This window comes from Pseudomonas syringae, from assembly GCF_000737245.1.
In the GTDB taxonomy this organism is placed as follows: Bacteria; Pseudomonadota; Gammaproteobacteria; order Pseudomonadales; family Pseudomonadaceae; genus Aquipseudomonas; species Aquipseudomonas syringae_J.
The window spans coordinates 1-25,972 of sequence record NZ_JPQU01000016.1; the positions used below are offsets into that span (position 1 = coordinate 1).

The 25,972-nt window shown below is 60.0% G+C and carries 15 protein-coding genes and 1 pseudogene; 3 read left to right on the forward strand and 13 right to left on the reverse strand.

Annotation, left to right across the window (positions count from 1 at the left end):
- The first annotated feature begins 407 nt into the window (after positions 1–407).
- Positions 408–1,736 (forward strand): DUF3100 domain-containing protein, encoded by a 1,329-nt coding sequence (locus IV01_RS22445; RefSeq protein ID WP_032625587.1) that lies wholly within the window; start codon positions 408–410, stop codon positions 1,734–1,736.
- Between the two features lie 105 nt (positions 1,737–1,841).
- Here the strand turns inward: IV01_RS22445 and IV01_RS26940 are convergent, their stop codons facing one another.
- The 4 genes and pseudogenes from IV01_RS26940 to IV01_RS22425 all read right to left on the reverse strand — a co-directional run bounded on the left by IV01_RS26940 (position 1,842) and on the right by IV01_RS22425 (position 8,026).
- Positions 1,842–2,912, reverse strand: coding sequence for a hypothetical protein (locus IV01_RS26940; RefSeq protein WP_229636077.1), 1,071 nt, complete (start codon positions 2,910–2,912; stop codon positions 1,842–1,844).
- Positions 2,909–5,698 carry a hypothetical protein gene (locus tag IV01_RS22435; RefSeq protein WP_154232171.1) on the reverse strand — a complete coding sequence of 930 codons (2,790 nt, stop codon included), beginning with the start codon at positions 5,696–5,698 and terminating at the stop codon, positions 2,909–2,911. The genes IV01_RS26940 and IV01_RS22435 overlap by 4 nt, the downstream gene beginning before the upstream one ends.
- A 270-nt stretch (positions 5,699–5,968) precedes the next feature.
- A pseudogene (locus IV01_RS27350) lies at positions 5,969–6,628 on the reverse strand (hypothetical protein); the annotation flags it as partial.
- A gap of 483 nt (positions 6,629–7,111) precedes the next feature.
- A complete protein-coding gene (locus IV01_RS22425) occupies positions 7,112–8,026 on the reverse strand; it encodes a LysR substrate-binding domain-containing protein (RefSeq protein WP_032625593.1) in 915 nt (304 codons plus the stop codon).
- A gap of 127 nt (positions 8,027–8,153) precedes the next feature.
- On the opposite strand from IV01_RS22425, the gene IV01_RS22420 reads away from it, so the two are divergent.
- Positions 8,154–9,530: an L-serine ammonia-lyase gene (locus tag IV01_RS22420; RefSeq protein WP_032625595.1), complete on the forward strand. Its 1,377-nt coding sequence runs from the start codon at positions 8,154–8,156 to the stop codon at positions 9,528–9,530.
- 209 nt (positions 9,531–9,739) lie between these two features.
- Here the strand turns inward: IV01_RS22420 and IV01_RS22415 are convergent, their stop codons facing one another.
- The 3 genes from IV01_RS22415 to IV01_RS22405 are packed head-to-tail and all read right to left on the reverse strand — an operon-like array spanning position 9,740 to position 13,326.
- Entirely contained in the window at positions 9,740–10,909 is a 1,170-nt protein-coding gene (locus IV01_RS22415) for a M20 aminoacylase family protein (RefSeq protein WP_032625597.1), read from the reverse strand.
- A 5-nt stretch (positions 10,910–10,914) separates the two neighbouring features.
- Positions 10,915–12,432, reverse strand: a complete 1,518-nt coding sequence (locus IV01_RS22410; protein WP_032625599.1) for an aldehyde dehydrogenase family protein — start codon at positions 12,430–12,432, stop codon at positions 10,915–10,917.
- A 3-nt stretch (positions 12,433–12,435) separates the two neighbouring features.
- Positions 12,436–13,326 (reverse strand): NAD(P)-dependent oxidoreductase, encoded by an 891-nt coding sequence (locus IV01_RS22405; RefSeq protein ID WP_032625602.1) that lies wholly within the window; start codon positions 13,324–13,326, stop codon positions 12,436–12,438.
- A 144-nt stretch (positions 13,327–13,470) separates the two neighbouring features.
- Here IV01_RS22405 and IV01_RS22400 point away from each other — a divergent pair, with 144 nt between their 5' ends.
- The gene (locus tag IV01_RS22400; protein ID WP_032625603.1) at positions 13,471–14,379 is read left to right on the forward strand and encodes a LysR family transcriptional regulator; all 909 of its coding nucleotides are present in this window, start codon (positions 13,471–13,473) and stop codon (positions 14,377–14,379) included.
- 276 nt (positions 14,380–14,655) lie between these two features.
- Here IV01_RS22400 and cobA read toward each other — a convergent pair whose 3' ends face one another.
- From cobA to IV01_RS22370, 6 genes are all read right to left on the reverse strand, one after another.
- Positions 14,656–15,405: a uroporphyrinogen-III C-methyltransferase gene (gene cobA, locus IV01_RS22395; protein ID WP_032625604.1), complete on the reverse strand. Its 750-nt coding sequence runs from the start codon at positions 15,403–15,405 to the stop codon at positions 14,656–14,658.
- A gap of 54 nt (positions 15,406–15,459) precedes the next feature.
- The gene (locus IV01_RS22390; protein ID WP_032625605.1) at positions 15,460–17,127 is read right to left on the reverse strand and encodes a bifunctional protein-serine/threonine kinase/phosphatase; all 1,668 of its coding nucleotides are present in this window, start codon (positions 17,125–17,127) and stop codon (positions 15,460–15,462) included.
- Positions 17,128–17,137: 10 nt separating this feature from the next.
- Entirely contained in the window at positions 17,138–18,349 is a 1,212-nt protein-coding gene (locus IV01_RS22385) for a nitrate/nitrite transporter (protein ID WP_032625606.1), read from the reverse strand.
- Between the two features lie 1,375 nt (positions 18,350–19,724).
- Positions 19,725–20,300, reverse strand: coding sequence for an ANTAR domain-containing response regulator (locus IV01_RS22380; protein WP_032625608.1), 576 nt, complete (start codon positions 20,298–20,300; stop codon positions 19,725–19,727).
- A gap of 12 nt (positions 20,301–20,312) precedes the next feature.
- On the reverse strand, positions 20,313–21,518 hold the full coding sequence (locus IV01_RS22375) for a CmpA/NrtA family ABC transporter substrate-binding protein (RefSeq protein WP_032625609.1): 1,206 nt from the start codon (positions 21,516–21,518) through the stop codon (positions 20,313–20,315).
- A 66-nt stretch (positions 21,519–21,584) separates the two neighbouring features.
- Positions 21,585–25,667, reverse strand: a complete 4,083-nt coding sequence (locus IV01_RS22370) for a sulfite reductase subunit alpha (RefSeq protein WP_032625791.1) — start codon at positions 25,665–25,667, stop codon at positions 21,585–21,587.
- Between the last annotated feature and the right edge of the window lie 305 nt (positions 25,668–25,972).

A 25,972-nucleotide genomic window follows, 5' to 3' on the forward strand; every position in this document is an offset into this window, starting at 1 on the left:
ATTGGGCGAAATCATATCGCCCTTAAGAGGTGTCCGGAATCATTAGGCCAGTTCAAGCGCGCTCCTACAGGGGTGGCGCCGAACAGTCACATCCACACCTTTTGGTGTTCTCTTTAAGGCAACAATAAAGTCATTCTTTAATATTGGTGCGTGCCCTGTCCCTACCCATACTCGGGCTGCACCACGGGCATTGTGTCCGGGGTCGCAAAGGCCGGATCTGTTGACGGAGCAACCCGTGAAAGGGACGTCATAAAGCAGGCGAGAGCATCAAGCGTCATGACTCGCAAAGCGCGGGTCTCCATGCCCGACATGGATTTGAAACTGCCCTGGGTGCCGTCGGCACCTCCTGAAAAACAACAACTATTGAGCGGCCGCATGACGGCTTTTCAACAGGTGAGGGGACAACCATGCAACATTCTCACGCCGTACCACTGGGCGATAATCGTGCGATTTCATCGACTGTAAAGCTGTACATCTGGGCAGCGATTATTCTGGTTGTTGCCGAAACGATTGGCGCGATCAGTATTCCCCTCGGCCCCGGCAAAGTGGTTCTGCTGCCTATGGTCTGGGCGTTGTTGCTTGGCGCAGGCATCGGTATTTTCAGTCGGCGCATGCCCGCCAGCATTGGTCTGGGTCTGGGTGACCAGGTTCGTTCAGCGTCAATCCTGCAACCCGCGCTGCTGGTGTTCATTGCCAAGCTGGGTATGGTGGTTGGCGGTTCGTTGCCACTGGTGTTCGCTTCAGGCTGGGCGTTGATGTTTCAAGAGTTCGGCCACTTTGTCGGCACCGTGATTCTTGGCTTGCCGGTGGCGCTGATGCTCGGCATCAAGCGTGAAGCCATTGGCGCAACCTTCTCGGTAGGCCGTGAGCCAAGCCTGGCGATCATCGGCGAACGCTACGGCATGGACTCCCCTGAAGGCCGCGGCGTGCTGGCGGAATACCTGACCGGCACCCTGTTCGGCGCACTGTTCATCGCCATCGTTGCCGGCTTCATCGCCAGCCTCGGGATCTTCCATCCCAATTCTCTGGCCATGGGTTCGGGTATCGGCTCTGGCAGCATGATGGCCGCAGCGGCAGGTGCCATTGCTGCACAGCAGACGCCTGAAGTGGCCAAGGAAGTCATGGCCCTGGCGGCGGCTTCCAATCTGATCACTACCACTATCGGTACTTACTTCACGCTGTTCATCTCCCTGCCGCTGGCAGTCTGGGGTTACCGCGTGCTGGAGCCGATCATCGGGCGCACCACCAAAGCGTCGGTGATGACTGAAGGCCCGAGCCATGATCAGGTGTCGCTGGAAGTCAACGAACTGGGCTGGGGCGGCAAAGTCAGCGCCTGGCTGGCAGCCGGTGCGCTGGCGCTGATCGCCAACTACGTCGGCTACAAGACCCTGACGCCAGCGGCCTTCGGCGGTATGGCAGTGATGATCCTGGCCGTATTCATCGGCGAGCTGATCTGCATCGCCCTGCGCCGCAAGATCCCGGCTGTGTGCACGGTCTCGATCGTCGCCATGTTCATGACCTCGCCAGCATGCCCTTGGGCGCCGCAGATCGCGCAGATGGTCGGCTCGATCAACATGCTTGCAGTGATCACACCGATGCTGGCCTTCGCCGGGTTGTCCGTGGCCAAAGACCTGCCAGCGTTCCGCATGCTGGGCTGGCGCATCGTGTTGGTGTCATTCCTGGCCAACTTCGGGACCTTTATCGGTGCTGTGATGATTGCTGAGTTCTTCCATTAAGTACTGAGCAGTTGGCAATAAAAAACGCCGGGTAGATCAACTGCCCGGCGTTTTTTTTATGCAGTAATGGACGCAGCGATGGGCCAGACGCACTCCGTTATTCTTTCAATCCACATACCGCACATGCCGCGCCATGAGGTTCGGACGTTTGAAGGTGTTGATGTTGTGGATATCTTTATGCAGCTGGTTCAGGTGCTGTTTGTAGGTTTCGTCATCCATGTCGATCCAGTAGCGCGGGTTGCGGCCGGTTTTCAAGTCGTGGGCGGCGGTGGTTGAGTCCAGGTGGCGGAATTCTTCATAGCGTGGCAGGTCCGGCAACGGGCGGCTGGTGTCCATGTAGTTCTGCAGGTAATCCCACAAGGCGCAGGGCATTTGCAGGCGATCATCGAGATTCACCAGGGATGAGAAGTCGATCACGATGTCTCGATAACGATGGGCAAGGCACAGCACGTGATTCATCGTCCCCTGGCGATCGGGTGCCGAGACGATGTAAGCGTCGAACTCGTAAAACGGCGCAGTAAGTTCGCCGATGGTGCCGTTCTTTTTGTATTCGCCGTTGTTTTTATAATCGAAGACCGTGACCAGGCCGGTGCGGCGGTTGATTTCCCACATTGGGCCTCTGGAGGGTTTTACCCAGAGTTTGGGGAATTTGTGGATAACGAGAGCACCCAGAGCCCAGGCTGAATACAGCGGAAGTAAGGTCGCATAGAACGTTTCATCGACCAGATCAAAAAGCGCATTCAGATAAGTGTCACGCGACTTTGTTGCTATCGCCAGCGCGGTAAGGATGTAGATAGGAGTGAAAATTAACGACCACCCCTTCCCGAACATGTACACGTAACTCCAGAACTTTGAGCGCGTAGACCAAAGTGAAAACCTGAAGCGCTCATGGTCATGTCTATCGTGGAAATCCACATGCTCATAAGGCGCAGGTACGTAAGTGCCTGCGGCTAATTTTTCCTCGCGCTCTTTACGCATTTCTTCGCGAAACCTAAGATTACTCGGTCCACGCCGCTGTATGAACTCATCAGGGGCTACTTCTGTCGTGCTGCCCCACGGCAATCTTTTTTTGCCGAAGCGCTTGAGCCATGAACGTTCGGCAGAGTCGGGTTGGTTGGGAATACGGTCTGGTCGATAGGCCGTCGAGGCATAGTAGGGCATCTTCTCGGCGCTCATTGAACCTCCTTGGCACGGTGCTCGGTTTCGTCGGCCCAGAACAGACTGCTGCGAGATTCAAAATCGTGTTTGCTATAGGCCTGACTAAAAGGTGTTGGGTCTTTAGGCGGTGGTGTTGGAAAGACCCAGGTGCGCTGGCCGTCTTTCAAAGTCAATTGAGCGCGTACCCGCCATACGTGATAAACCTCGGGCAAGTTTTGAGCAGGTTCTGCCCTGTATGAGTAAGGCGTTTTTACGAACAGCTCCAAAGCATCCGGCCACAGTCTGTGGGCAACTGGAGTCACATTGATCTCTGAGCTGTTGGTCCTGCTTCTTTCACTGCTGGTTTCGAAGAAAACCTCAAAGCTTTTCAGGTTGAGAAAGGCTTTTGTCTCCAGGTAATCCAGACCATTGAATAGCCCGCTTAGATTGCTCTTGATGCGAATACAGGTGTTGGCATCGCGAATGGATTGGGGGACCGTGTCGCGAGAATCAAGCTTTGCATCAGGAATAAAGTCGGGGTTGCGATAGATACCGATGCGAACGTTCGCGAACAGGCCAACCAGGTAGTAAAAAGCCAGTTCCGGGTCTTGTAGATGAATCGCCACTTCATCAGGATCTTCTCCAAAAGGCCCTCTTTGCAACCAATCGTCAACAGGCTTGCTGCTTAACGCATAAGCCACTCCAGCCCCGATCACGATCAAAATCAGGCTGACCCAGCCCAGGCGGGACAGCCCTAGAAATAGATTGCCTGCGATAATCATACTGCTAACGGAAGCCACCAGGCCCCCAGCAGCCATAATCAAGTGGCCGATATAGGCATCGTCATTCCATCGATAGGAATACCAGACGTCATAAATATTGATTCCGGCAAATATCAGTCCTGCGGCCGTTTGCGCGAATGCGCGGGCGGTGTATGCCTTGACCAGATATTCACTCAGCGGTCCGAGAAGCATCTCAGCTGAAGCTTCAGAAATCGTAAAAAGGATTTTACGTCCAGCAGCTAGCAGGGAAGTGCTGGCTGCGACTTTCACAGTGACCGCTTCCATCGCTACAGCCAGATCAAGCACTGCTCCCGCCATTCCCACAAAACTTCGAAGCGCATGTTTCTCACGCGTGGTTTTATCCCACCCGTCCAACTCATTCACCAGGTTATAAATCTCCAACCCCACAATCAGCCCCGCCACCGGAACTGAATTCAGCATCCAGGCCAGCGAACTATCCTTAGCAACATCACGCAGAATTTTCGCGTTTTCAAAAGCAGTGACCTTCGCGCCCTGTTCAGCAACGCGTGTCGCCATCTCGTTTTGCCACGCCTCATTGAAGCGCTGGTTAACGCGGCTGACGGCCATTGCCGTACGGTGATTGCGGGGCATGCCGAGCACTACTCGGTCCGAGCGCAACCCTTGGGGATGGCTATACCCATGTTCCTCCGCAGGAGGGTTCAGCACGCCGTACTGGTTGCGATAAACACCGTAAGGCTGGGCGGAACGGGGTATTTTCGTCGGAGCGTCTTCAAGACCGAAAATGTAGTAATCCTTGTTCAAGGCGTCGCTGTGTGGGAGAAAGTGCAGGTCTCCAAGGGTTTGCGGCAGCATGCTGCGCATTTGAGCGATGCTACGGCGATGCAGAGCGTCACTGAGCCGCCATGGTTTGGTATCAGCTTCGGCAAGACCCGCAACTTTTGCAGCTTCCACAGCACGCTCGGCTGCTTCAATGGCACCCTGCATACTCTCGCCAATCGAAACCAAGGCCCCTGCGCCAGCTTTTGCGATAAGGGTGAGGGTGTTTTTCAGGTCACCCTTCTTCAACACGCTCGCCAGAAACAAGCTGTCGATCGTGCTATAGCTCTCCACCGGCCGTAAGTCGTCCAGTTCGACTTTCGCCAACTCGGTAGCCCGAAAGCTGCCGTCGCCGTTATTGACATCAGGCTCCGCTGGCGGCTGGTAAGGGGCGTTCATATTCTGTTTGTCAGCGTCAGGCCAGAGCATTCTGTGCAGCGGATGCGCAGTGTCATTGACGACCTTGTGAATCCATTGCTGCCCGGCGCTCGCTTTGGCGCTGTAGAGGCTCAAGCCGGTGGTAGCGTCGGTAATGTCTGCGCTGGCCGCTAACGGGTCAGATTGCGCTGGACGCATGGCGAGGGTGACGAACAGTTGGCTGACGAAATACAACGCTGCGGCGTAGTTGAAAGGGTTCTGGCTGAAATGATCCGCAAGGCTTTGTTCCGTGGCGGGAAGTTGCAGACATTCACACAATATCGACTGGCTCATTTCCAGCTGGCGCCACAGCTGAGCGCGCTCGCTGCTGGCGGTGAAGCGATTGATATCTCGCTGACCCTGCTCTTTGAGCCGTTCGAGTTTGTGATGCAGAGGGTTCGTCTTGCCCTTGATCCGCTGAGGGGCAAGCAACTGCTGCACCAGCAATGCACTGCCGTGATGGGGGTACTTTTGTGCTCGCTCAGCGAGCAGTTGCAGCAGGTAGCGCTGGTCCTGAATCCGCATATTCAAATGCCGTAGCCGGTATTGAGTATCCTCCACCATCACGCCGTGCAGCTCTCGGGCGCGAGCGTTTGATAACACGTCCGTTACGGGGGGCTGAGGCTCCCACAGTCCATTGCCGTTATCGGCCGCAGGTTCAAGGATTTGCTCCAGGCGTTGGGCCCAGGCACCGGTTTCGAGGACTCGGGGGCAATAGGGGGCGGTCCCCTCTTCACACGCCTTGACATGGTAGCGGGCATCCTTGAAGGCTTTTGCCAGAAACAATCCGCTCTGGTCACACAGGTAGTGGGAAGGCTGATCAAGCATCCATTCAAAACCCACCTGCCTGGCCCGTTGCGGAGCCGGAACTGAAAGGGGAAAAGCGTTTTGCTTGAGGTTCAGCCAGGCGGCATGAGTGGCGGCGGTCTGGGACTGATTGATCTCGTCAAACGCGTCAAAACTGCGGAACGTCTCAAGCATCGCCGCGCCATCGGGCTTGCCGGTAAAGCGCCTTTCGGTGTCTTCTCTGGACACCCTCAGGTCTGGGCTTTGGCAGCGCTGTCTGCGCAGTGCCGGGTCTTGCTCAAGGCGTTTGAGCCGCGCATGGTTGAGCTGGATTTCGCTGAAGCACAGCTGGATATCCACGCGCCGGTCATTCCAGTTGGCAGGCAGCCAGATATCATCCAGCCCTTTACCGGTGGCCAAGCGGGCATCGTCGGCGTATTGATCGCCAACGCGAAACTTGTCCAGTTCAATGTCGTGGTAAGTGGTGCGCTCATCCGTGATGCGGATTTCGAGTTCGCGCCACAGCCGACCTTCCATGAACACATACAGGTAGCCGGGGCGGCAGAGTACGGGGGTGCCGTGGTCCTGTGCACTGCTGATCCCAGGCAACGCGACGAAGGGCAGGACCGGGACAATCTGGTTCCATTGCATATCCAGTTGTCGAGTGGTGATACGCACTTCAGGCAGCGGCAGTTTGATGATCCCGCCGTGTTCTTCTTCAACCTCCAGCACCATGCGATGGCCGGGTTCGCCATCCCAGTCCCAGACGTGCAGCGCACTTGGCTTGCACATCCAGGCCGTGACGGTTTCCGGCTCATCTTCGGCAGTCAGCGCGTCAAAACGTTGAGTTGTGTCCTTTTTATAAATGGCCAGCCGCTGGGTGGCTGGATGATTCTTGCCGACCACCTGAACGATGAGTTTGTTGATTTCACAGCAAGGGCCACGGCTCAAGTCGCCGATGTAGTGAGCCATCTCAGGATTTCTCGCCAACACCGACGCCGATGAGGGTTTTGAATCCCCTCAACGTCAGAGGTGCGAGGTCATTGCAGATGGTTTGTGCTGGGAATGAAGTGCTGCGCGCGGAGATGAACATGGGCTGGTCCTTGGCCGTAGAAGCGCAGGACTTTGCATTTTTCGACGTTAATAGTCTGTCGGAGCGGATGACAAAGGTTGTGGGATGTTTCTGATGAGCTTGAGAGTTTGCTCGGTTATCAACCTTACCCGTAGGACCGGTTAAAGCCGGTGCTACGGATTGGGCGGGCAGTGCCTACGGCGATTCGGTTCTGGTGCCGAAATATTTGTCTGAGTCGAAAGCGGTAGGCCATTTTTACCGGTTGTGAATGATGTCTGTGGGAGCGGTGCTTGCCCGCAATAAGGTTTCAGTGATCCGGCTCTCAAACCGAGATGCCCTTATCGCGGGCAAGCACCGCTCCCACAGGTTGTCCACCTGTCAGCTCAAGACTTCAACGCCTGCTCCACCAACCAGTCATGCACCGCCCGGCGTGCCGGGGTTTGCAGGGCGCCTTCGCGGTAGACCAGCACGTACTTCTTGCGCGCTGCAATCGGGTGGCCGAAGGGAATGATCAACGAGCCTTCTTCCAGTTCATTAGTGATCAGCGCTTTGCGGGCGATGGCCACGCCCATGCCCATGATCGCCGCCTCGATGGTCAGGTGGTTGCGATTGAAGGTGTGACCGCGACGCACGTCGATGCCTGCTGCACCGATGGCATTCAGGTAGAACTCCCACTCGGCATATTCATAACTGCCGCGCCAGGCGGTGATGTCGTGCAGCAAGGGGTAGTGCACCAGTTGGCTCGGGGTGTCCAGCGGCGGTTTGCCGGTCTGAAGGGCAGGCGAGCAGACCGGGAACAGCTCTTCCTCCAGCAGCGAAGTCGTCATCAGCCCCGGATAGCTGCCGTCGTTGAGGTCGATGGCAAGATCGAAATCGTCATCGCGCAACGAGCCGCTGCTGTCCTCGGCAATGATCCGCAGCTGGATGTCCGGGAAGGCGCGCTCCAGTTGCGGCAGCCTCGGCATCAGCCATTTGCTCAGGAACGATGGAATACAGCGCAGCTTGAACACGCCGCCGATGCGTCCGGAGTGCAGCAGGCGCAGTTCGTCATCGATGCGGCTGTGCACTTCGTTGGCGACGATTGCCAGGCGCTGGCCCTCGGCAGTCAATTCCAGCCCGCGTGCGACCCGGTGGAACAGCGCAAAGCCCAGTCGCTCTTCCAGTTGGCGCATCTGCTGGCTGATAGCACCTGGCGTAACGTGCAGCTCTTCCGCGCAACGGGTAAACGACAGATGTCGTGCCGCACAGGCGAAGACCTGAAGCCAGGCGTGCATTTGCGCGGTGAGGATTTTGCTCATAGATCAGTTCTGCTTAACCGTGGCTTAGGAAGTTTCGTTTGTGGATCGTTTGGGCGCAGCCTAAAAATACCGACACATAATAAGTGTCTATCGAGGCGACAAGCCTCTCATGAATCGAGCAAACCGTATGGCTATCAGCGTCTTCGACATGTTCAAAATCGGCATCGGCCCCTCCAGTTCCCACACTGTAGGCCCAATGCGTGCTGCCGCGATCTTTTCCAGCCAGTTGCGTGACTCTGGGCTGCTGCACAAAGTCGAGCGTGTCGAGGTGCAGTTGTACGGATCCTTGTCGGCCACTGGCATTGGCCACGGCAGCGATCGGGCCACGGTCATCGGTTTGATGGGCGAGTGGCCCGATCAAGTTGACCCGGCGCAAGTCGCTCCGCGCGTAGACGCGGTGCTTAAAGACCAGGTGCTGATGCTCGGCGGCGAGCAGCGCATCACGTTCGCTTGGCAGCGGGACATGCGTCTGTTGGAGGAAAGCCTGCCGTATCACCCCAATGGCATGACGCTTTGCGCCTACGGTGCCACGGGGGAAGTGTACGAGCAGACTTATTATTCGGTCGGTGGTGGTTTTGTCATCGACGCCGAGCAGGCCGCCAGCGGTGTTCTGGATAACGACAACACCCAATTGCCTTACGACTTTTCCAGCGGCGCGCAACTGCTGCGGCTCTGCAAGCAGCACGGCTTGAGTATTTCCGCGTTGATGATGGAAAACGAGAAGGTCTGGCGCACTGAGGCAGAGATCCGCTCGCGAATCATCCACATCTGGGGCGCGATGCAGGACTGCGTCAACAAAGGCTTGAGCGAGGAGGGGATCCTTCCCGGCGGCCTGAATGTGCGTCGGCGTGCATTCCGTCTGCATCGCAGCCTCCAGGAGCTCGGCAAGCCCAACGTGATCAGCTCGACCCTCAGCGCCATGGAGTGGGTCAACCTGTTCGCCTTGGCAGTCAACGAGGAAAACGCCGCAGGCGGGCGCATGGTCACCGCGCCCACTAATGGCGCGGCGGGTATTATCCCGGCGGTGCTGCATTACTTCATGAAATTCAATCCGGATGCCAACGAAGACGACGTGGTGCGCTTCTTTTTGAGCGCGGCGGCGGTGGGCATCCTGTGCAAAAAGAATGCATCGATTTCCGGCGCAGAAGTGGGTTGTCAGGGCGAAGTGGGCTCGGCGTGCGCCATGGCGGCGGCGGGTCTGGCGGAGATTCTTGGCGCGACCCCGGAGCAAGTCGAAAACGCTGCGGAAATCGGGCTGGAACATAATCTGGGACTGACCTGCGACCCGGTGGGCGGCCTGGTGCAAGTGCCGTGCATCGAACGCAATGCAATTGCTGCCGTGAAAGCGATCAACGCCGCTCAAATGGCCCTGCGCGGTGATGGCGAGCATTTCATCTCCCTGGACCACGCCATCCGCACCATGCGCGATACCGGCGCGGACATGCTCGATAAGTACAAGGAAACATCACGCGGTGGCTTGGCGGTGAAGTGGGTTGAGTGTTGAGTCAGCCAGCCAAACTACTTGGGATGCAATAGCACAGACACCACTGACGACGTGGGACCGGCTTTAGCCGGGAATGCTGCCTCCCGGATGTCACAAATCCAGCGGCTGTCCCGGCCTCTTCCCGGCTAAAGCCGGTCCCACGTCATCATCAGCCTGCAGGCAACTCTAGAATCTCCACTGGGATTTCATTTCAGCCCAGGATTCCGATCTCAGCCCGCTGGCAATTCCTGCTCCACCAACTTCGTCCACACCGCCACGCCCGCGCCGATCACTTGATCATTGAAGTCGTAGTACGGGTTGTGCAGCGCCGCTGACGGTTTTTCGCCGTCCACGCCCAGCCAGATGTAGGCACCAGGACGGGCGTTGAGCATGTAGGCAAAGTCCTCGGACGCCATGGACGGGTTGCAGCCCCATTGAACGTTGGCCTCACCTACCGCAGTGATGGCAGCGCGGCGAATGGTTGCGGCGGCGTCGGGGTTGTTTTCGGTCACCGGGTAGCCGACTTTGTAGGCCAGTTTGCCCGACACGCCGAAGGCTACCGGCAGCTGCTCGACGAACTCACCAATCAGCTTTTCCACCTTGTCCCGCACCGGCGATTGCAGGCAGCGCACGGTACCGCGAAGCACGGCGGTCTCCGGAATAACGTTGATCGCTTCACCGGCGTTGAACTGGGTGATGCTGACCACCGCCGAATCCAGCGGCGACAAACGTCGGGAAACGATGGTCTGCAGGCCCAGTACCAGCTGCGCAGCGGCCACAATCGGGTCAGCACCCTTGTCCGGCATGGCGGCGTGGCTGCCTTTGCCGGTGAGGGTGATCTCGAAGGTGTCCAGCGAAGCCATCATCGGACCCGGATTGATGATCACCTGACCAGCCGGTGCCCCAGGCCAGTTGTGCAGGCCGTAGATCTCCTCCATCGGGAACAGCTCAAACAGCCCGTCATCGATCATGCGGCCAGCACCGCCAAGGTTTTCCTCGGCAGGCTGGAACACGAAATAAACCGTGCCTTTGAAGTTGCGGGTTTCGCTCAAATGCCGAGCGGTGGCCAGCAGAATCGCGGTGTGGCCGTCATGACCACAGGCGTGCATGCAACCTTTGTGCGTGGAGGCGTGGGCATGAGCGCCCAGCTCCTGGATCGGCAGTGCGTCCATGTCGGCACGGATACCAATACTCGGGCCGTCGCCGGTACGCAAGGTGCCGACCACGCCGGTGCCACCCAGACCGCGATGCACCTCGATGCCGAAGCTTTCGAGCAGCTTTGCAACCCGCTCGGAGGTACGCAGTTCCTCAAAGCCCAGTTCAGGTGCCGAGTGGAAGTCGCGACGCCACAGGGTGGCGTCGTCGATCAGGGTTTTGGAAATGATGTTGGAAATTTCCATCAGGGTTACTCCAGGCTCGCGCCATAACCAAAGCTGGCGGCAGGGACCGCCGAGGTTTCGACCCAGACGCTTTTGACTTCGCTGTACTCGCGCAGTGCGTCCAGACCTGACGAGCGACCGTAACCGCTGTCGCCATAGCCGCCAAACGGCGAGCTGACGTGGATGGTCTTGTAGCCGTTGACCCAGAAAGTCCCGGCGCGCACTTGTTTGGCGACCCGATGAGCGCGGCCTACATCACGGGTCCACACGCCACCGGCCAGGCCGAAACGGCTGTCATTGGCAATGCGGATGGCGTCGGCTTCATCCTTGAAAGGAATTGCCACGACCACCGGGCCGAAGATTTCTTCCTGGGCACAGTAAAGCGCATTGTGGCCCGCCAGCACGGTCGGGTTGACGTAATAACCCGGGCCTTCCGGCAGCGGATCAGCATCCACGCCTACCAGCCTGGCGCCGTCTTTAAGTGCGCCTTCGACCATGGTTTTCACATGGGCGTACTGTTTAGCGTTGTTGATCGGGCCAATCTGGGTTTCCGGGTCGCTCGGGTCGCCGACCTTGAACTGCTTGCCCGCAGCTGCCAGAGCCTTGGTAAAGCGCTCGAAGATCGATTCCTGCACCAGCAGACGCGAACCCGATACACAGCTTTGACCGGCACCGGAAAAAATCGCTGCCTGAGCGCCGCGCAGGGCGGTTTCCAGATCAGCGTCTTCGAAGACGATGTTCGCCGACTTGCCGCCCAGTTCCAATACGCAAGGGATGCAGCGTTGTGCCGCAGCGGTGGCAATGTGGCGACCGGTAGCAGGGGAGCCCACGAATACCACTTTGCGAATATCCGCCTTGGCGATCAGTGCCTGGCCGATGGTGTGGCCAAAACCAGCTACCACGTTGACCAGGCCTTTTGGCACGCCGGCGCGCTCGATCAGCACGGCCACGACCAGGGACGACAATGCAGTCAGTTCCGATGGCTTGAGGATCACCGCGTTACCAGCGGTGATGGCCGGTGCAATCTGCCAGCCGCAGGTGAAGATCGGCGCGTTCCACGGGGTGATTTGCAGCACAGTGCCCAGTGGTTCGTAGGTCACGTAATTGAGGTGCGAGGTCGGCACCGGAATCACCTCGCCGTGCAGCTTGTCAGCCCAACCGGCGTAGTACTCGAACATCTCGGCGACTTTCGCCACTTCGACGTTGGCATCACGGATCGGTTTGTTGGCGGTGATGGATTCGATCTGCGCCAGATTGGCCGCTTCCTGACGAATCAACGCGCCCACCTGATACATCAGGCGACCACGAGCCTGAGCCGTCAGGCCTGCCCATTGTGCCTGTGCGGTTTTGGCGGCCGCGTCGATGGTTTCCACCAGGGATGCGTCGGCGTCCGGAAAGCTCAGCATCAGGCTGTCGTCGTGAGCGTTGCGCACTTCGACCGGCTCGCCGTGGCCTTCGATGAACTCGCCGCCTACATAGCTGGCTACAGTGTTGCGGTCGCCCCAGTACGGGCGCATCAGGTCCAGCAGTGTTTGAGTGCTCATCGGTTATTCCCCTTTGCCGAACAGCTGGGCATCGGTCCGCTGGACGATGCAGTTGAAGTCTTCGCCATCGGGCAGCGTTTCGCTGCTGGCGGCCCACAATTGAGCGACGATACGAGCCAGCGGCAGGTCCAGATCCAGGCTTGCAGCGAGATCCTGGGCTAGGCCGACGTCTTTGCGCATCAGGCCCATGGTGAAGCCGGAGTTGTAGGTTTTGTTCAGTACCCAGGTCGGGAACATCACTTGAGTCGCGCCGCTGCGGCCGGAACCCGCGTTGAGGCCGAGCATCAGTTTTTCCGGATCGACACCCGCTTTGGCCGCCATGCTCACGGCTTCAGCAGTGCTGATCAGGTGGCAGGCGGCAAGCATGTTGTTGGCGATCTTCGCCACGTTGCCAGCGCCGCATTTGCCCACGTGGACGCGAGTGCCGCTCATGCCTTCGAGGACCGGCAGGACTTTTTCCAGGTCGGCGTCTTCTGCGCCAATAACCATGGACATCGTGCCGGTGGCTGCACCTTTCGGGCCGCCGGAAACCGGGGCGTCGATGAAACCGATGTTTTTAGCCAACAGAGCAGCGGCCACTTTGCGGCTGGCTTCCGGTGTGGAAGTGGTGGTGTCGACGACGATCAGGCCAGGGTTGCCGTGTTGCAGCACGCCTTCGTCGCCCAGGCAAACCGATTCAACGTGCTCAGCCTTTGGTAGCGACAGGATCAGCACGTCAACCTGCTTGATCAGCACGGTGCGATCAGTGACCGGCTTCACGCCTTTGCTTTCAGCCATCTCGAGGGCCGCCTGAGACAGGTCAAAGCCACTGACATCGAAACCTTTGCTGGCCAGGGTCGCCGCCATGCCGCCGCCCATGTTGCCCAGCCCGATCACGCCTACTTTTATAGTCATTTGAAATGCTCGCTCAGCTGTTTGACAGGCTACGTTGCACCGTCAGTGGTTATCGGCAGATGATCCGAGTATGGACATCGCTCTGCACGCACAGCAATAATCAACAAATTCATTTTTGTTGCGATAAAAGCAACGCAGGTGGCTATGAGTCTGGTTCAGGATCGACGCATTCTTTACTTCTTCGAGGCCGTGCGTCTGGGCAGCGTACGGGCGGCTGCGGACTTCCTCGACGTCGCGCCGTCGGCCGTCAGTCGGCAAATTGCGCAGCTTGAACATGAACTGGGCACGCCCTTGCTGGAGCGTCATCGCCGTGGGGTCAAACCGACCGAAGCGGGGGATCGGGTGCTGGGTTACTACCGCCAGCGGCTTTCTCAGCAGGAAGTGTTGCTGGAGTCGCTGCAAGCACTGCGCGGTCTACAAAGTGGTGTGGTGGTGCTGGCCATTGGCGAGGGTTTTATAGACGGCCTGGCGGAACCGCTGACACGGTTTTCAACCCTATACCCCAAGGTCGAGCTGCAAGTGAATGTCTGCGGCACCAACGAAGTGATTCGCCAGGTGGTGGAGGACGAAGCGCACTTGGGCCTGGTCTTCAACCCACCCGCCGACCCCAAGATCCGCTCCCATGCCCATCAGAAACAGCCGGTGTGCGTGATGGTCAGTCCTGACCATCCGCTGGCCCGGCACCAGGGACCGATTCCGCTCAAGGGGCTGGACAGTTATCGGCTGGGCTTGCTCGGGGTTTCCTATGGCATCCGGCAGATCTTGACCCAGGCCGAGCAACAGTCTGGTGTCTCTCTGGTGCCGACCCTGACGTGCAACACCTTCGCCATGCTCAAGCGCTTCGCCATGGAAGGCGGCGTCACCTTGCTGCCCACGTTCGTGGTGGTCGATGAGCTGGAAAGCGGCAAGCTGGTGGCGCTGCCTCTGGAGTCGCCAGTGTTCAGCGAATCTCAGGTCCACATCATCAGCCGCCTGGGCCGCCAGTTGAGCGTCGGCTCCAGCCGGTTGCTGGGCCAGTTGCAGCAGGAGATGACGGCGTTCAATGGGCGGTGATTGGGGTTTTCATACACTCGGTAGGCGCTGCCGATGATCACCGCCTCCGTTGGAGCGAGGCTTGCCCGCGAATCAGGCGCTGCGGCCTGTCGGCAAACCGCGTTATCGTTCTTCGCAGGCAAGCCCGGCTCCAATCGAAAACGCCGATCACCTGTTGGATTCCATTAGTCCTGTAGGAGCGCGCTTGCCCGCGATACGGACAACTCGTCTTATCTGATACACCGCGGCGCTTTTATCGCGGGCAAGCGCGCTCCTACGGATGACTACTCCATCAGCTCACGCCGAAATCGCATCACCCGCAGCCGCCGCTTGAATGTAAGCCTGAGCCACCACTTCACCAATCACCATCACCGCCGGCGCCTTCAGTTCAAACGCCAGTGCCGCCTCATGCATATGGGTCAGGTCGCTGAAGCACTCGCGCTGCTTGGGGAGGGAAGCGTTTTCGATCATGGCTACCGGTGTATCGGGCGCCAGGCCACCGGCGAGCAGTTCGCGACGTACTTCTTCCAGTTTGGCCACGCCCATGTAGATCACCAGGGTGGTGCCGGTCTGGGCCAGGGCTCGCCAGTTCAGCTGGCTGTCATCCTGAGTGTGGGCGGTCACGAGGGTTACGCCACGAGCGACGCCGCGCAGGGTCAGGGGAATCCCGCACTGGGTCGCGCCCGCCAGGCCAGCGGTGATGCCGTTGACCAGCTCCACTTCTATGCCATAAGCACTGAGCCACTCGGCTTCTTCGCTGCCCCGGCCGAAAATGCACGGGTCTCCACCCTTGAGGCGTACCACGCATTTACCTTGCCGGGCATAGCGCAACATCAGGCGATGAATAAACGCCTGAGGCGTGGAACGACAACCTCCGCGCTTGCCGACGCTGATCACCTTGGCATCGGGACAATGCTCAAGGACCGCCGGGTTGACCAGATCATCAATCATCACCACCTCGGCGGCACGCAGGGCGCGCACTGCCTTGAGGGTCAGGAGTTCCGGATCACCGGGGCCTGCGCCTACCAACCAGACTTTTGCATTCATGGGGTTACCTCATCAGGGTGGCGGATCGTCGGGTGCGATCCTGGGTGGGTTGAATCATCGGTGCAACATCCAGATCAACAGCAAGCCATTCAACAGCATCGAACCCAATGCCAGGGCTCGCCAGACTTTCAAGGGTTCGCGTTCCAGCAACGCACGGGGGCGCACGCTGGGTTGTTGCTCGCCGTTTTGCAACGCCAACAGCCATTGCTCGGCGGTTTCAAAGCGCTGGGCCGGGTCGCTGGCCAGTGCCTGGTCGAGGTTGTGCACTAGCCATTCGGGCAGGTCAGGGCGGTAGCGACTGGCAGGTATCGGCGTGCCAAAACGCGGCCGCTGAAAAGCCTCGATTTCGCCATGGGGATAATGGCCAGTCAGCAGGAAATACAGGGTGACTCCCGCGCTGTAGAGATCCTGCGCTGCCGTCGGCGCTGCTCCTGCGTAAGCTTCAGGCGCGATGTAGCTGGGTGTGCCAGGCAGCTCGCCCGGTGCCTGGATGGAAAGACCAGGGCAATAAGCCAGGCCGAAATCCAGCACCCGCAGATCACCATCTTCGTTGAGCAGCAAATTGTCTGGCTTGATGTCGCGATGCAGGATGTTGCGACGGTGCAACATGCCCAGCGCACGCACCAGATGCATGGCGATTTCCAGCCCCTGGGTCAGGCTCAGGTTGCCATGCTGGCGATGATGCTCGGCCAGGGTGATGCCCGGATGCTCACGCATCAGGTAATACAAATGCTGCCGCTCGCTGGCGGAATGTACTTCAGGGAAAAATCGCCCGGCCACCCGGCGCAGGAACCACTCTTCCTGCAGCAGACTTTGACCGGCTTCGCTGTCACCTTCGCGATGGGGTGGCAGGGTTTTCAGCAACCAGCTTTGCTGCTGGGCGTCGCGCACTCGATACAGCAGAGATTGGCGGGTTTGACTCAGCAGCGCCTCGACCTGCCAACCCTCGAAGCGTTGCCCCGGTTTCAAGGCCGGCGGTAGTGGCCATTGCTCCGCTTGTTCAAGTGCATCGTTCAGGCTGGCTTCGCCCAGTTGTTCGACGCGCACCAGCACGGCGCTGGCGTTGTCCTGGCTGCCAGCCAGGTGCGCCGCTTTGACCAGCGCCTGAGTGGCACTTTGCAGATTGCTTTCGTCGCGTAGTACTCCGGCAATCGAGGCCTCGCTGAGCGTCGCCCAGATGCCATCGCTGACCAGTAGAAAACTCTCGCCGGTGCGCAGCTCGCCCTCCAGGTAGTCCACCACCAGATGCTGTTCCAGGCCCATGGCGCGCTTGAGCACATGTTGCATGCCCGGCTGGCTCCAGACGTGGTCTTCGCTGATGCGCTGCAACTGCCCTTCGCACCAGCGATAGACCCGGCAATCACCGATATGCGCCAGGGTGAAACGCCGACCGCGCAGCACCAGTGCGCTGATGGTGGTCAGTAGCGGCTGGCCACCGCCATTGGCGTGCAGCCAGCGGTTCTGCGCCAACAGCAGACGATCCAGCGCCTGGGCCACGCCCCAGGTTTGTGGCGTGGCGTAATAATCGTGGGCCAAGGCCTGCAAAGTTGAGCGCGCCGCCAGGCCACCATCGGCACATTGGCTGACGCCGTCGGCCAGAGCGAACAGGTAGCCTTTGCTGGCCGCCAGCGATAGCGCCGGGCTGACCATGCGCGTGGCGTCCTGATTCTCCTCGCGAGGGCCGCTGGCGCTGCTGTCGGCGTAGCTCAATTGCAAAGGCATGGCGGCTGACTCAGACCCGCGCGGCGGTAAAGGCTGCCGAACCCCAAGTGGTTCTCCAGCGACGCTTGACGCTGTACAGGCCGAACCATGCGACAACCCCAAGGCTTGCGAACAGCCACAGGCCGAGTTGATAGTCGCCGGTGCTCTGCTTGATGGCGCCCAGACCTGCGGCCAGCAGGAAACCACCGATGCCGCCGGCCATGCCGATCAATCCGGTCATCACACCGATTTCTTTGTTGAAGCGCTGTGGCACCAGCTGGAAAACCGCACCGTTGCCGGCACCCAGACCCAGCATCGCACTGACGAACAAGGCCAGCGCTGCAACCGAACTGGAAAGATGGAAGCCCACCGCCGCGATGCAAATAGCGGCTACTGCGTACATGCCCAGCAACGTCCGAATACCGCCAAACCGGTCGGCCAGTGCGCCACCCAGTGGACGCATCAGGCTGCCACCGAATACACAGGCGGCTGTGTAATAACCGGCGGTTACCGGGTTCAGGCCGTACTGATCATGGAAGTAACCCGGCAAGGCGCTGGCCAGACCGATGAAACCACCGAAGGTCACGCTGTAGAAGAACATGAACCACCAGCTGTCGCGATCTGCCAGGGCCTTGAAGTAGTCGGCCATGGATTTCGGCTTGCTGCGGTTGGGTGCGTTTTTCGCCATCAGGCTGAAAGCGATCAGCGTCAGAATCAGCGGAATCAGCGCCAGGCCGAAAACGTTGGTCCAGCCGAACGCGGCAGCCAGCACGGGTGCGGCCAGTGCAGCCAGCACCGTCCCGGAGTTACCCGCGCCAGCGATGCCCATGGCCTTGCCTTGGTGTTCAGCGGGATACCACTGCGAAGCCAAGGGCAACGCTACGGCGAAAGAAGCGCCCGCCATGCCCAGACCTATACCGAGCAACAGCGCCTGTTCGTAGCTGTGGATGCCCAACTGCCAGGCCGCCAGCAAAGATGTGATCACGATAACTTGACCGATGATGCCAGCGGTCTTCGGCGACAATTGGTCAGCCAGCATGCCCATGATGAAGCGCAGAATCGCCCCGGCCAGAATCGGCGTGGCGACCATGAAGCCGCGTTGCTGGGTGGTCAGTTGCAGGTCGGTAGCGATCTGCACCGCCATTGGGCCCAGCAGGTACCAGACCATGAAGCTCAAATCGAAGTACAGAAACGCGGCAAACAATGTGGGTGTGTGTCCGGCTTTCCAGAAACTGTTGTTCATTCCAGCACCTCATCTGCAAAAAGAGTCAACGAAGGTCATGTGCTTGCAGGTGGGTGACCGCCTACGGCCACTCCACCGCCTCGTTTCCGAGGCCAAAAACGCAAAAGACGTCGCAATCCCGGTTCCGCTTTCGCGAAGGGAAGTGCGACGTCTTTGTCGTGGTGGGGCAACCGCCGTTGGCTACCTGTGGAAAGACCACAGCAGGTTGTGTGCCAAGTGCGTTTGATGGCTCTAGGTCAGTGGTTTGTTAGGGTTTGGCGAGCAGTTTAGGTTCCGTGGCCGACCGACCGTAACTCTGTTGGTGCAGCGCTGCCGCATTGTGGTGCGAAACAGGTCCTGCTCGCTCCGATAGACGATCCGCGTTGTTTGTTGGAGCCGGGCTTGCCCGCGAATGAACGATGGCTCGGTGTGTCTGCTGGACCGTGTTGACTGATTCGCGGGCAAGCCTCGCTCCAACGAGGTCGGTGATCGCCTGTAGGAGCGGGCTTGCCCGCGATGAACGATGGCGTGGTGTGCCTGCTAGACCGAGGCGCCTGCATCGCGGGCAAGCCTCGCTCCAACGAGGTCGGTGATCGCCTGTAGGAGCGCGCTTGCCCGCGATGAACGATGACGCGGTGTGCCTGCTGGACCGAGGCGCCTGCATCGCGGGCAAGCCTCGCTTCCACTGGTCGGCGCTGACTTGTAGGAGCGCGCTTGCCCGCGATGAACGATGACGCGGTGTGCCTGTTGGACCGTGGCGCCTGCATCGCGGGCAAGCCTCGCTCCAACGAGGTCGGTGATCGCCTGTAGGAGCGCGCTTGCCCGCGATGAACGATGACGCGGTGTGCCTGCTGGACTGCAGCGCCTGCATCGCGGGCAAGCACCGCTCCCACAGGTACGGCGCTGACCCGTAGGAGCGCGCTTGCCCGCGATGAGCGATGACGCGGTGTGCCTGCTGGACCGAGGCGCCTGCATCGCGGGCAAGCCTCGCTCCAACGAGGTCGGTGATCGCCCGTAGGAGCGCGCTTGCCCGCGATGAACGATGACGCGGTGTGCCTGCTGGACTGCAGCGCCTGCATCGCGGGCAAGCACCGCTCCCACAGGTACGGCGCTGACCCGTAGGAGCGCGCTTGCCCGCGATGAGCGATGACGCGGTGTGCCTGCTGGACCGAGGCGCCTGCATCGCGGGCAAGCCTCGCTCCAACGAGGTCGGTGATCGCCTGTAGGAGCGCGCTTGCCCGCGATGAACGATGACGCGGTGTGCCTGTTGGACCGTGGTGCCTGCATCGTCCGAATGCGGCCCAGACCAAGCACCGCTCCCACAGGTTCGGTGATCATCTGTAGGAGCGCACGAGCACCGCGAGGCCGCGATGGCGGTGTGTCGGACGAAGCGCTGTCAGTTCAACAACTCATTCATCGCGATGATCTGCTCCGCCACTTGAATCAACTTCTGTTGCCGACTCATGGCCTGGCGGCGCATCAGGGTGTAGGCCTCTTCTTCGTTGCAGTTTTTCATTTTCATCAGCATGCCCTTGGCCAGTTCCACGCGTTTGCGTTCGGCCAGTTGCTGGTCACGGGCCTGCAATTGCGAGCGCAGGACCTGATCGCTTTCGAAGCGGGCCATCGCCACGTCCATGATCGGTTGCAGGCGCTGGGCATGAATACCTTCGACGATGTAGGCGCTGACCCCGGATTTGATCGCCTGACGCATCACCGCCGGATCGTGCTCGTCGGTGAACATGACGATGGGGCGCGGCTGGTCGCGGGTCATCATCACCACATGCTCCATCACGTCGCGGCCAGGGGACTCGGTATCGATCAACACCACGTCCGGGCGCACCGCTTCGACTCGGGCGGGCAAGTCGATGGTCAGACCGGACTCGTCGATCACTTCAAAGCCTGCCTCGCTCAGCGCGGTGCGCAGGCGGCCGACTTTTTTCGAGGTGTCGTTGATCAGCAGGATGCGCAACATGTGAGCCTCCGGTTACTGGTCATGACGAGCATGCAGGGCAAAGCTGCGGGCGTAGGCTGCCGGGTCGGAGCCGTCCCAGATGCTGCCGTCGAGCAATCGCGAACTGCGCATCGGGCTGTCTGGCACTGGGATTTCCAGGCTGCTGGCGGCCCGGCGATAAAGGTCAAGCTGCTGCACCTGACGTGTCACCGCAAGGTAGTCCGGGTCTTCACGCAGCAGGCCCCAACGCCGGAACTGGGTGAGGAACCACATGCCATCCGACAGGTACGGAAAGTTCGCCGCGCCATGGTTGTGGAAACTCAGCGGATGGGCGTCATGCCACTGCTTGCCGAGGCCATCGTCGTAATTGCCCATAAAGCGCGGCTCGATGCTGGCCAGCGGTACGTCCAGGTAATCGCTGCTGCTTAACAGCTGCGCGGTGCTGCGGCGATTTTCCTGGCTGGCCTCGATGAAGCGGCTGGCTTCCAGTACCGACATCACCAGCGCCCGGGCAGTGTTGGGGTATTGCTCGACGAACTCCCGGGTGCAGGCCAGGACTTTTTCCGGGTGGTCCGGCCAGATCGACTGGCTGGTCGCGATGGTGAAACCCTGACCCTGGGCCAAGGCATTGGCGCACCAGGGTTCGCCCACGCAGAAGCCGTCGATACGCTCGGCCTGCAAGTGCGCGAGCATCTGCGGCGGCGGGACCACCACGCTATTCACATCTTGCAGCGGATGAATGCCCTGACTGGCGAGCCAGTAATACAGCCACATGGCATGGGTGCCGGTAGGGAAAGTCTGCGCAAAGTTGAGTTTTTCACCGGCCTGATCGGCGCGTTGTTTCAAAGCGCTGGCGCTGGTGATGCCGGCATTTTTGAGTGGTTGCGAAAGGTTGATGCTCTGGCCGTTCTGATTGAGCCCCATCAGCACCGCCATGTCGGTGGCCGGCGCGCCACTGATACCGAGCTGAATGGCGTAAATCATGCTGTACAGCGAGTGAGCAGCGTCCAGTTCGCCGCTCAGCAGTTTGTCGTTGACGCCTGCCCAGGACGGCTGCCGCCGCAGGTTGAGGGTCAGCCCATAAGGTTGCGCGAACCCCTGAGTGGCAGCGACCACCACAGAGGCGGAGTCGCTAAGCGGCATGAAACCGATATTCAGCTCGTTCTTTTCCGGGCCGTCGCTGCCTGCCACCCAGGCTAATGCATGCAGTGCTGCGAGGTCGTTGCTGTTATCGCTCATGCCGTTATTCCTGAATCATGCTGCTTGAAAAAAATACTGCCTGAAACACGTGTCATCTGGCCCTGCTCAATAGACATCGCGCAGGTAGCGGCGCTCTTTGCTCATGTCACTCACGTAGAGCGTCGCCGCACCGCTGCTCATCTTGCCATGCATCTGCACAATCTTCTTCAGCGCGGCATCGACATCCTTGGCCATGCGGCTGGCATCGCCGCACACGCAGACATACGCGCCCTGTTCCAGCCACTTCCACAGCTCGGCACCTTCTTCGAGCATGCGTTGCTGGACATAGATCTTCTCGCTCTGGTCCCGGGAGAACGCCGTATCCAGGCGCTGCAGCAAACCGCTGCGTTGCCAGTCGCGCAGTTCTTCGCGGTAATAGAAATCAGTGCGGGCGCGCTGTTCGCCAAAGAACAGCCAGTTCTTGCCGCTGCCACCCTGAGCCTGACGCTCCTGGAGAAAGGCGCGGAACGGCGCGATGCCGGTGCCTGGGCCGATCATGATCAGGGGCGTTTCAGGGTTTTTGGGCGGGCGGAAATGCGCAGACCGTTGCAGGTAAATCCGCACGCCTTGCGCTTCGGCGCGATCAGCAAGAAAGGTCGAACACACGCCGCCGCGCGCTTGATCCTGATGCTGATAACGCACGGTGGCGACGGTCAGATGCACTTCATTGGGCGTCAGGTTCGGGCTGGAGCTGATGGAGTACAGCCGCGGCTGCAACGGCTTGAGAAGTTGCACCCATTGCTCAGCTTCCAGCGTCATGGGGAATTCGCGCAGTAAGGTGGGCAGCTGCCGACCCCACAGCCAATCCTGCAGGGCGCCGTGATTGTCCACCTCCAGCAGGGTTCGCAGTTGCGGGCTGGCGCTGTGGTCCGCCACCCGACGCAGCAGATCCGGGCTGATGCGGGCGATTTCCAGATGCTCGCTCAGGGCCGTGCGCAAGGACATAGGCGGGTGATTGTTGAGTAGGACCTCAGTAGAGCCGTCCAGTCCGATAGTGCTTAACAGCTCATCCACCAGCTCGGGGGCATTGCAGGGCCAGACGCCCAGCGCATCGCCCGCCTGGTACGGAAAATCGTGGCCACTAAGATCGAAGGCCAGGTGGCGGGTTTCCTTTTCCGCGCTCTCGCCATTGAGCCGACGATTCGCCAGCAACCTGGTACGCAGCGGATGAGCGCGGGTATAGGGATTGCTGTCGGCACTCGCCGGTGGGGCAGGCGTGGTGTCGTCGGCTGGAGCGTCCGGGTTCGGGGTCGACGCCAGCTTGCCGCACAGCTGGGCCAGCCATTGTTCGGCGGGCTCTGCATAATCTGGCTCACATTCCAGACGCGGCTGAATCCGCTCGGCACCCAGCGCCTCCAGACGCTCGTCGAGCTTGCGGCCGAAACCACAGAATTGCTGATAGCTGGAATCGCCCAGGGCCAGCACGCTGAAGCGGCTGTCGCTCAGGGTCTGAGGTTCGGCGTCGAGCAGCGCTTGCCAGAAATCACTGGCATTGTCCGGCGGATCGCCGTCGCCGAAGGTGCTGGTGACCAGCAACACGCCTGCGGCTTTGCGCAGTTGTTCGAGGTTGGCACTGTCCATGGCTTGCACCCGGGCAGGCTGACCGGCGCGGCCAAGGCGTTGGGCGCACGTGGCGGCCAGGGTTTCGCAGTTGCCGGTCTGCGACGCCCAGAGCACCAGCCATTCAGGGCTTGCCGGAGTAAGGGGCTGCGCTTCGTCGCCTCGGGAAAACAACCCCGCCAGCAGACCATTGAGCAGCAGACGCTGGTCCGCGCCGAACGGGGCGTTGGCGGGCAACGTCGGCACGCCGCCTTGTGTGCTTTCGGCGCTGCGCAACCCCAGCAGATAACCGCTCAGGTACAACTGTTGGTTGGCATTCAAGGCCAGTGGCGCGGCCTTTTCGAGGTTAAGCGCGCGGGCGAAGGCGTCGATTTGCATCGGCGCAAACTCCTTGGCATTCGCGTTGGTCGATACCGGCAGGATTGTTTCAGGTTGAGGTTCAGGCGAGGGCAGCGCTTGCAGGGCCACCGCGCAATATTTGAACGCCGGCTGCAGTGAAATAGCGTCCACGGCGTCGCTGGTCACGGCATTCACCGCCAGCTCTTCGCCAAACACATCGCTCCAGTGAAAGGGCGCAAAACAATTGCCCGGCCGCACCCGGTCGCTGAGCACGGCAGGTAACACTGCAACGCCGCGCTGCGAACGGATCTGCACCCGATTGCCCGGTTTGATCGCCAACCGCTCGGCGTCGAGAGGATGGATTTCAACGAAAGGATCGGGGTTGAGTTTGTTCAGCGCCGGCACTTTGCCGGTCTTGGTCAGGGTGTGCCATTGGTGTTGCAGGCGCCCGGTGTTGAGCACCAGCGGGAAGTCATCGTCCGGCAGCTCGGCAGGCAGCAGATGGGGGCGGGCAAAGAATTGCGCTTTGCCGCTGGCGGTGGGGAAGGCCACGCCTGGCCGCTCTGCGGCGCCGGCTTGCTGAAGGTAGCGAATGGGGTTGCGGTCGGACGAGTCCGGCGTGGCGCACGGCCATTGCAGCGGGGATTCGCGCAGGCGTTCGTAGCTGACGCCGCGCAGATCGTAGCCGGTGTTTGGATTGGCAGCTCCTTTGATTTCCTCAAAGACTTCAGCGGCGCTGGCGTAGCTGAATGCGTCTGCATAGCCCATGGCGCAAGCGACGCGGGCGATGATTTGCCAATCCGGCAGGGTCTCGCCGGGCGGTTGTACAGCTTGCTGGGTGAGGGTCAGGTTGCGCTCGGAGTTGATCATCACCCCTTCAGCTTCGGCCCACAGCGCACCCGGCAGGAGGATGTCAGCGTAGCGGTTGGTTTCAGTGTCCAAAAAGGCGTCCTGAGTGATTACCAGCTCAGCCTTGCGCAGGCCATCGATCACTTGCTGGCGATTGGGCACGCTGGCCACCGGGTTGGTGCAAATGATCCAGCAAGCCTTGATGCTGCCTTCGGCCATGGCCTTGAACATCTCCACGGTGCCGTCGCCTCCTTCGGCGCGCAGGCTGCCAGTTTCGATGTTCCACAGTTGTTCGATGAAGGACCGGTCTTCGGCCACCAGCGCCGAGCGCTGCCCTGGTAGACCCGGACCCATATAGCCCATTTCCCGGCCGCCCATGGCATTGGGTTGCCCGGTCAGGGAAAACGGCCCGCTGCCGGTTCGACAAATGGCGCCGGTGGCCAGGTGCAGGTTGCACAGCGCGTTGGTGTGCCAGGTGCCTTGCACGCTCTGGTTCAGGCCCATGGTCCAGCAACTCATCCAGTTGGCTGCTTCGCCGATCCACTGCGCAGTCTGGCGGATATCCGCTTCGGCCAGGCCGGTCAACTGCGCGACGTGCTCGGGCGTATAGGTCTGCAGAAAATCCTCCATGACCTCCCAGCCCTCGGTGAAGTCGGCAATGAAGGCCGCGTCCGTGTGGCCGTTCTTGACCAGCAAATGCAACAGACCATTGAGCAACGCCAGGTCGGTGCCAGGCGCGATTTGCAGTAACAGATCGGCCTTGTCCGCCGTAGCGGTGCGCCGTGGGTCGACGACGATCAGCCTGGCGCCGGCCTTGACCCGATCCAGCAGACGCAGAAACAGAATCGGATGACAGTCGGCCATGTTCGAGCCGATCACCAGAAACACGTCGCTGTGCTCGAAATCGTCGTAAGCACCGGGCGGCCCGTCAGCGCCGAGGGAAAGCTTGTAACCGCTGCCGGCGCTGGCCATGCACAGGCGCGAGTTGGATTCGATATGGCTGCTGCGGATAAAACCCTTGGTCAACTTGTTGGCCAGGTACTGGGCTTCCAGGGACATCTGTCCGCTGACATACAAGGCGAATGCGTCGGGCCCATGCTCATCGATGATCGCCCGCAAGCGGCTGGCAGTGGCCTGAATCGCCTGGTCCATGCCAATGCGTGCCGGGTCGCGATTACGCTCCTGGCGCATGAAGGCATGTTCCATCCGCCCGCTGTTGGCGACCGGTATTGCGCAGGTGCTGCCTTTGGTGCACAAGCGGCCGAAGTTGCTCGGGTGCTGTTTGTCACCGGAGACTTTAACGATCAGGTTGTTTTCCACCTGCATGACGATGCCGCAGCCCACGCCGCAATAGGGGCATACGCTGCGTACTGTCTTGCTGACCTCAAGGGAATTCGCCATCGCCGTTCTCTCTTGCAGAAACGACAAAGGCGCCATGCTGCTTCTCCGTTTTTCAACGGGAGCTGCACGGCGCCTTTGTCGTGAGGTGTTGCCTGATAGATGACCATCGTCGTTGATAGCCTTTGCATGTGTGTAGCAATGGCTGGGCCAACAACGGGCGGCGTCGGAGGCTGGGGCCTTTGAGGTGGATTTTCAGGTACATCGAAGGGGTTGCGATTGCATGGAATCGCCTCGCCGTGGGGCATGCCGTGTTCGAATCGCACTGTTTTGGGCCTTGTCGTGCGTGTCTCCTTAAAATCTCTCAA

Coding starts and splice junctions, on each gene's coding strand:
- IV01_RS22380 (WP_032625608.1), bottom strand. CDS start 20,300: ATGTTGCGCATCCTGCTGATCAACGACACCTCGAAAAAAGTCGGCCGC.
- IV01_RS22375 (WP_032625609.1), bottom strand. CDS start 21,518: ATGAGCGATAACAGCAACGACCTCGCAGCACTGCATGCATTAGCCTGG.
- IV01_RS22435 (WP_154232171.1), bottom strand. CDS start 5,698: ATGCTTGATCAGCCTTCCCACTACCTGTGTGACCAGAGCGGATTGTTT.
- IV01_RS22385 (WP_032625606.1), bottom strand. CDS start 18,349: ATGAACAACAGTTTCTGGAAAGCCGGACACACACCCACATTGTTTGCC.
- IV01_RS22415 (WP_032625597.1), bottom strand. CDS start 10,909: ATGGAAATTTCCAACATCATTTCCAAAACCCTGATCGACGACGCCACC.
- IV01_RS22420 (WP_032625595.1), top strand. CDS start 8,154: ATGGCTATCAGCGTCTTCGACATGTTCAAAATCGGCATCGGCCCCTCC.
- IV01_RS22405 (WP_032625602.1), bottom strand. CDS start 13,326: ATGACTATAAAAGTAGGCGTGATCGGGCTGGGCAACATGGGCGGCGGC.
- IV01_RS22370 (WP_032625791.1), bottom strand. CDS start 25,667: ATGGCGAATTCCCTTGAGGTCAGCAAGACAGTACGCAGCGTATGCCCC.
- IV01_RS22425 (WP_032625593.1), bottom strand. CDS start 8,026: ATGAGCAAAATCCTCACCGCGCAAATGCACGCCTGGCTTCAGGTCTTC.
- IV01_RS22445 (WP_032625587.1), top strand. CDS start 408: ATGCAACATTCTCACGCCGTACCACTGGGCGATAATCGTGCGATTTCA.
- IV01_RS22410 (WP_032625599.1), bottom strand. CDS start 12,432: ATGAGCACTCAAACACTGCTGGACCTGATGCGCCCGTACTGGGGCGAC.
- IV01_RS22390 (WP_032625605.1), bottom strand. CDS start 17,127: ATGCCTTTGCAATTGAGCTACGCCGACAGCAGCGCCAGCGGCCCTCGC.
- cobA (WP_032625604.1), bottom strand. CDS start 15,405: ATGAATGCAAAAGTCTGGTTGGTAGGCGCAGGCCCCGGTGATCCGGAA.
- IV01_RS26940 (WP_229636077.1), bottom strand. CDS start 2,912: ATGAGCGCCGAGAAGATGCCCTACTATGCCTCGACGGCCTATCGACCA.
- IV01_RS22400 (WP_032625603.1), top strand. CDS start 13,471: ATGAGTCTGGTTCAGGATCGACGCATTCTTTACTTCTTCGAGGCCGTG.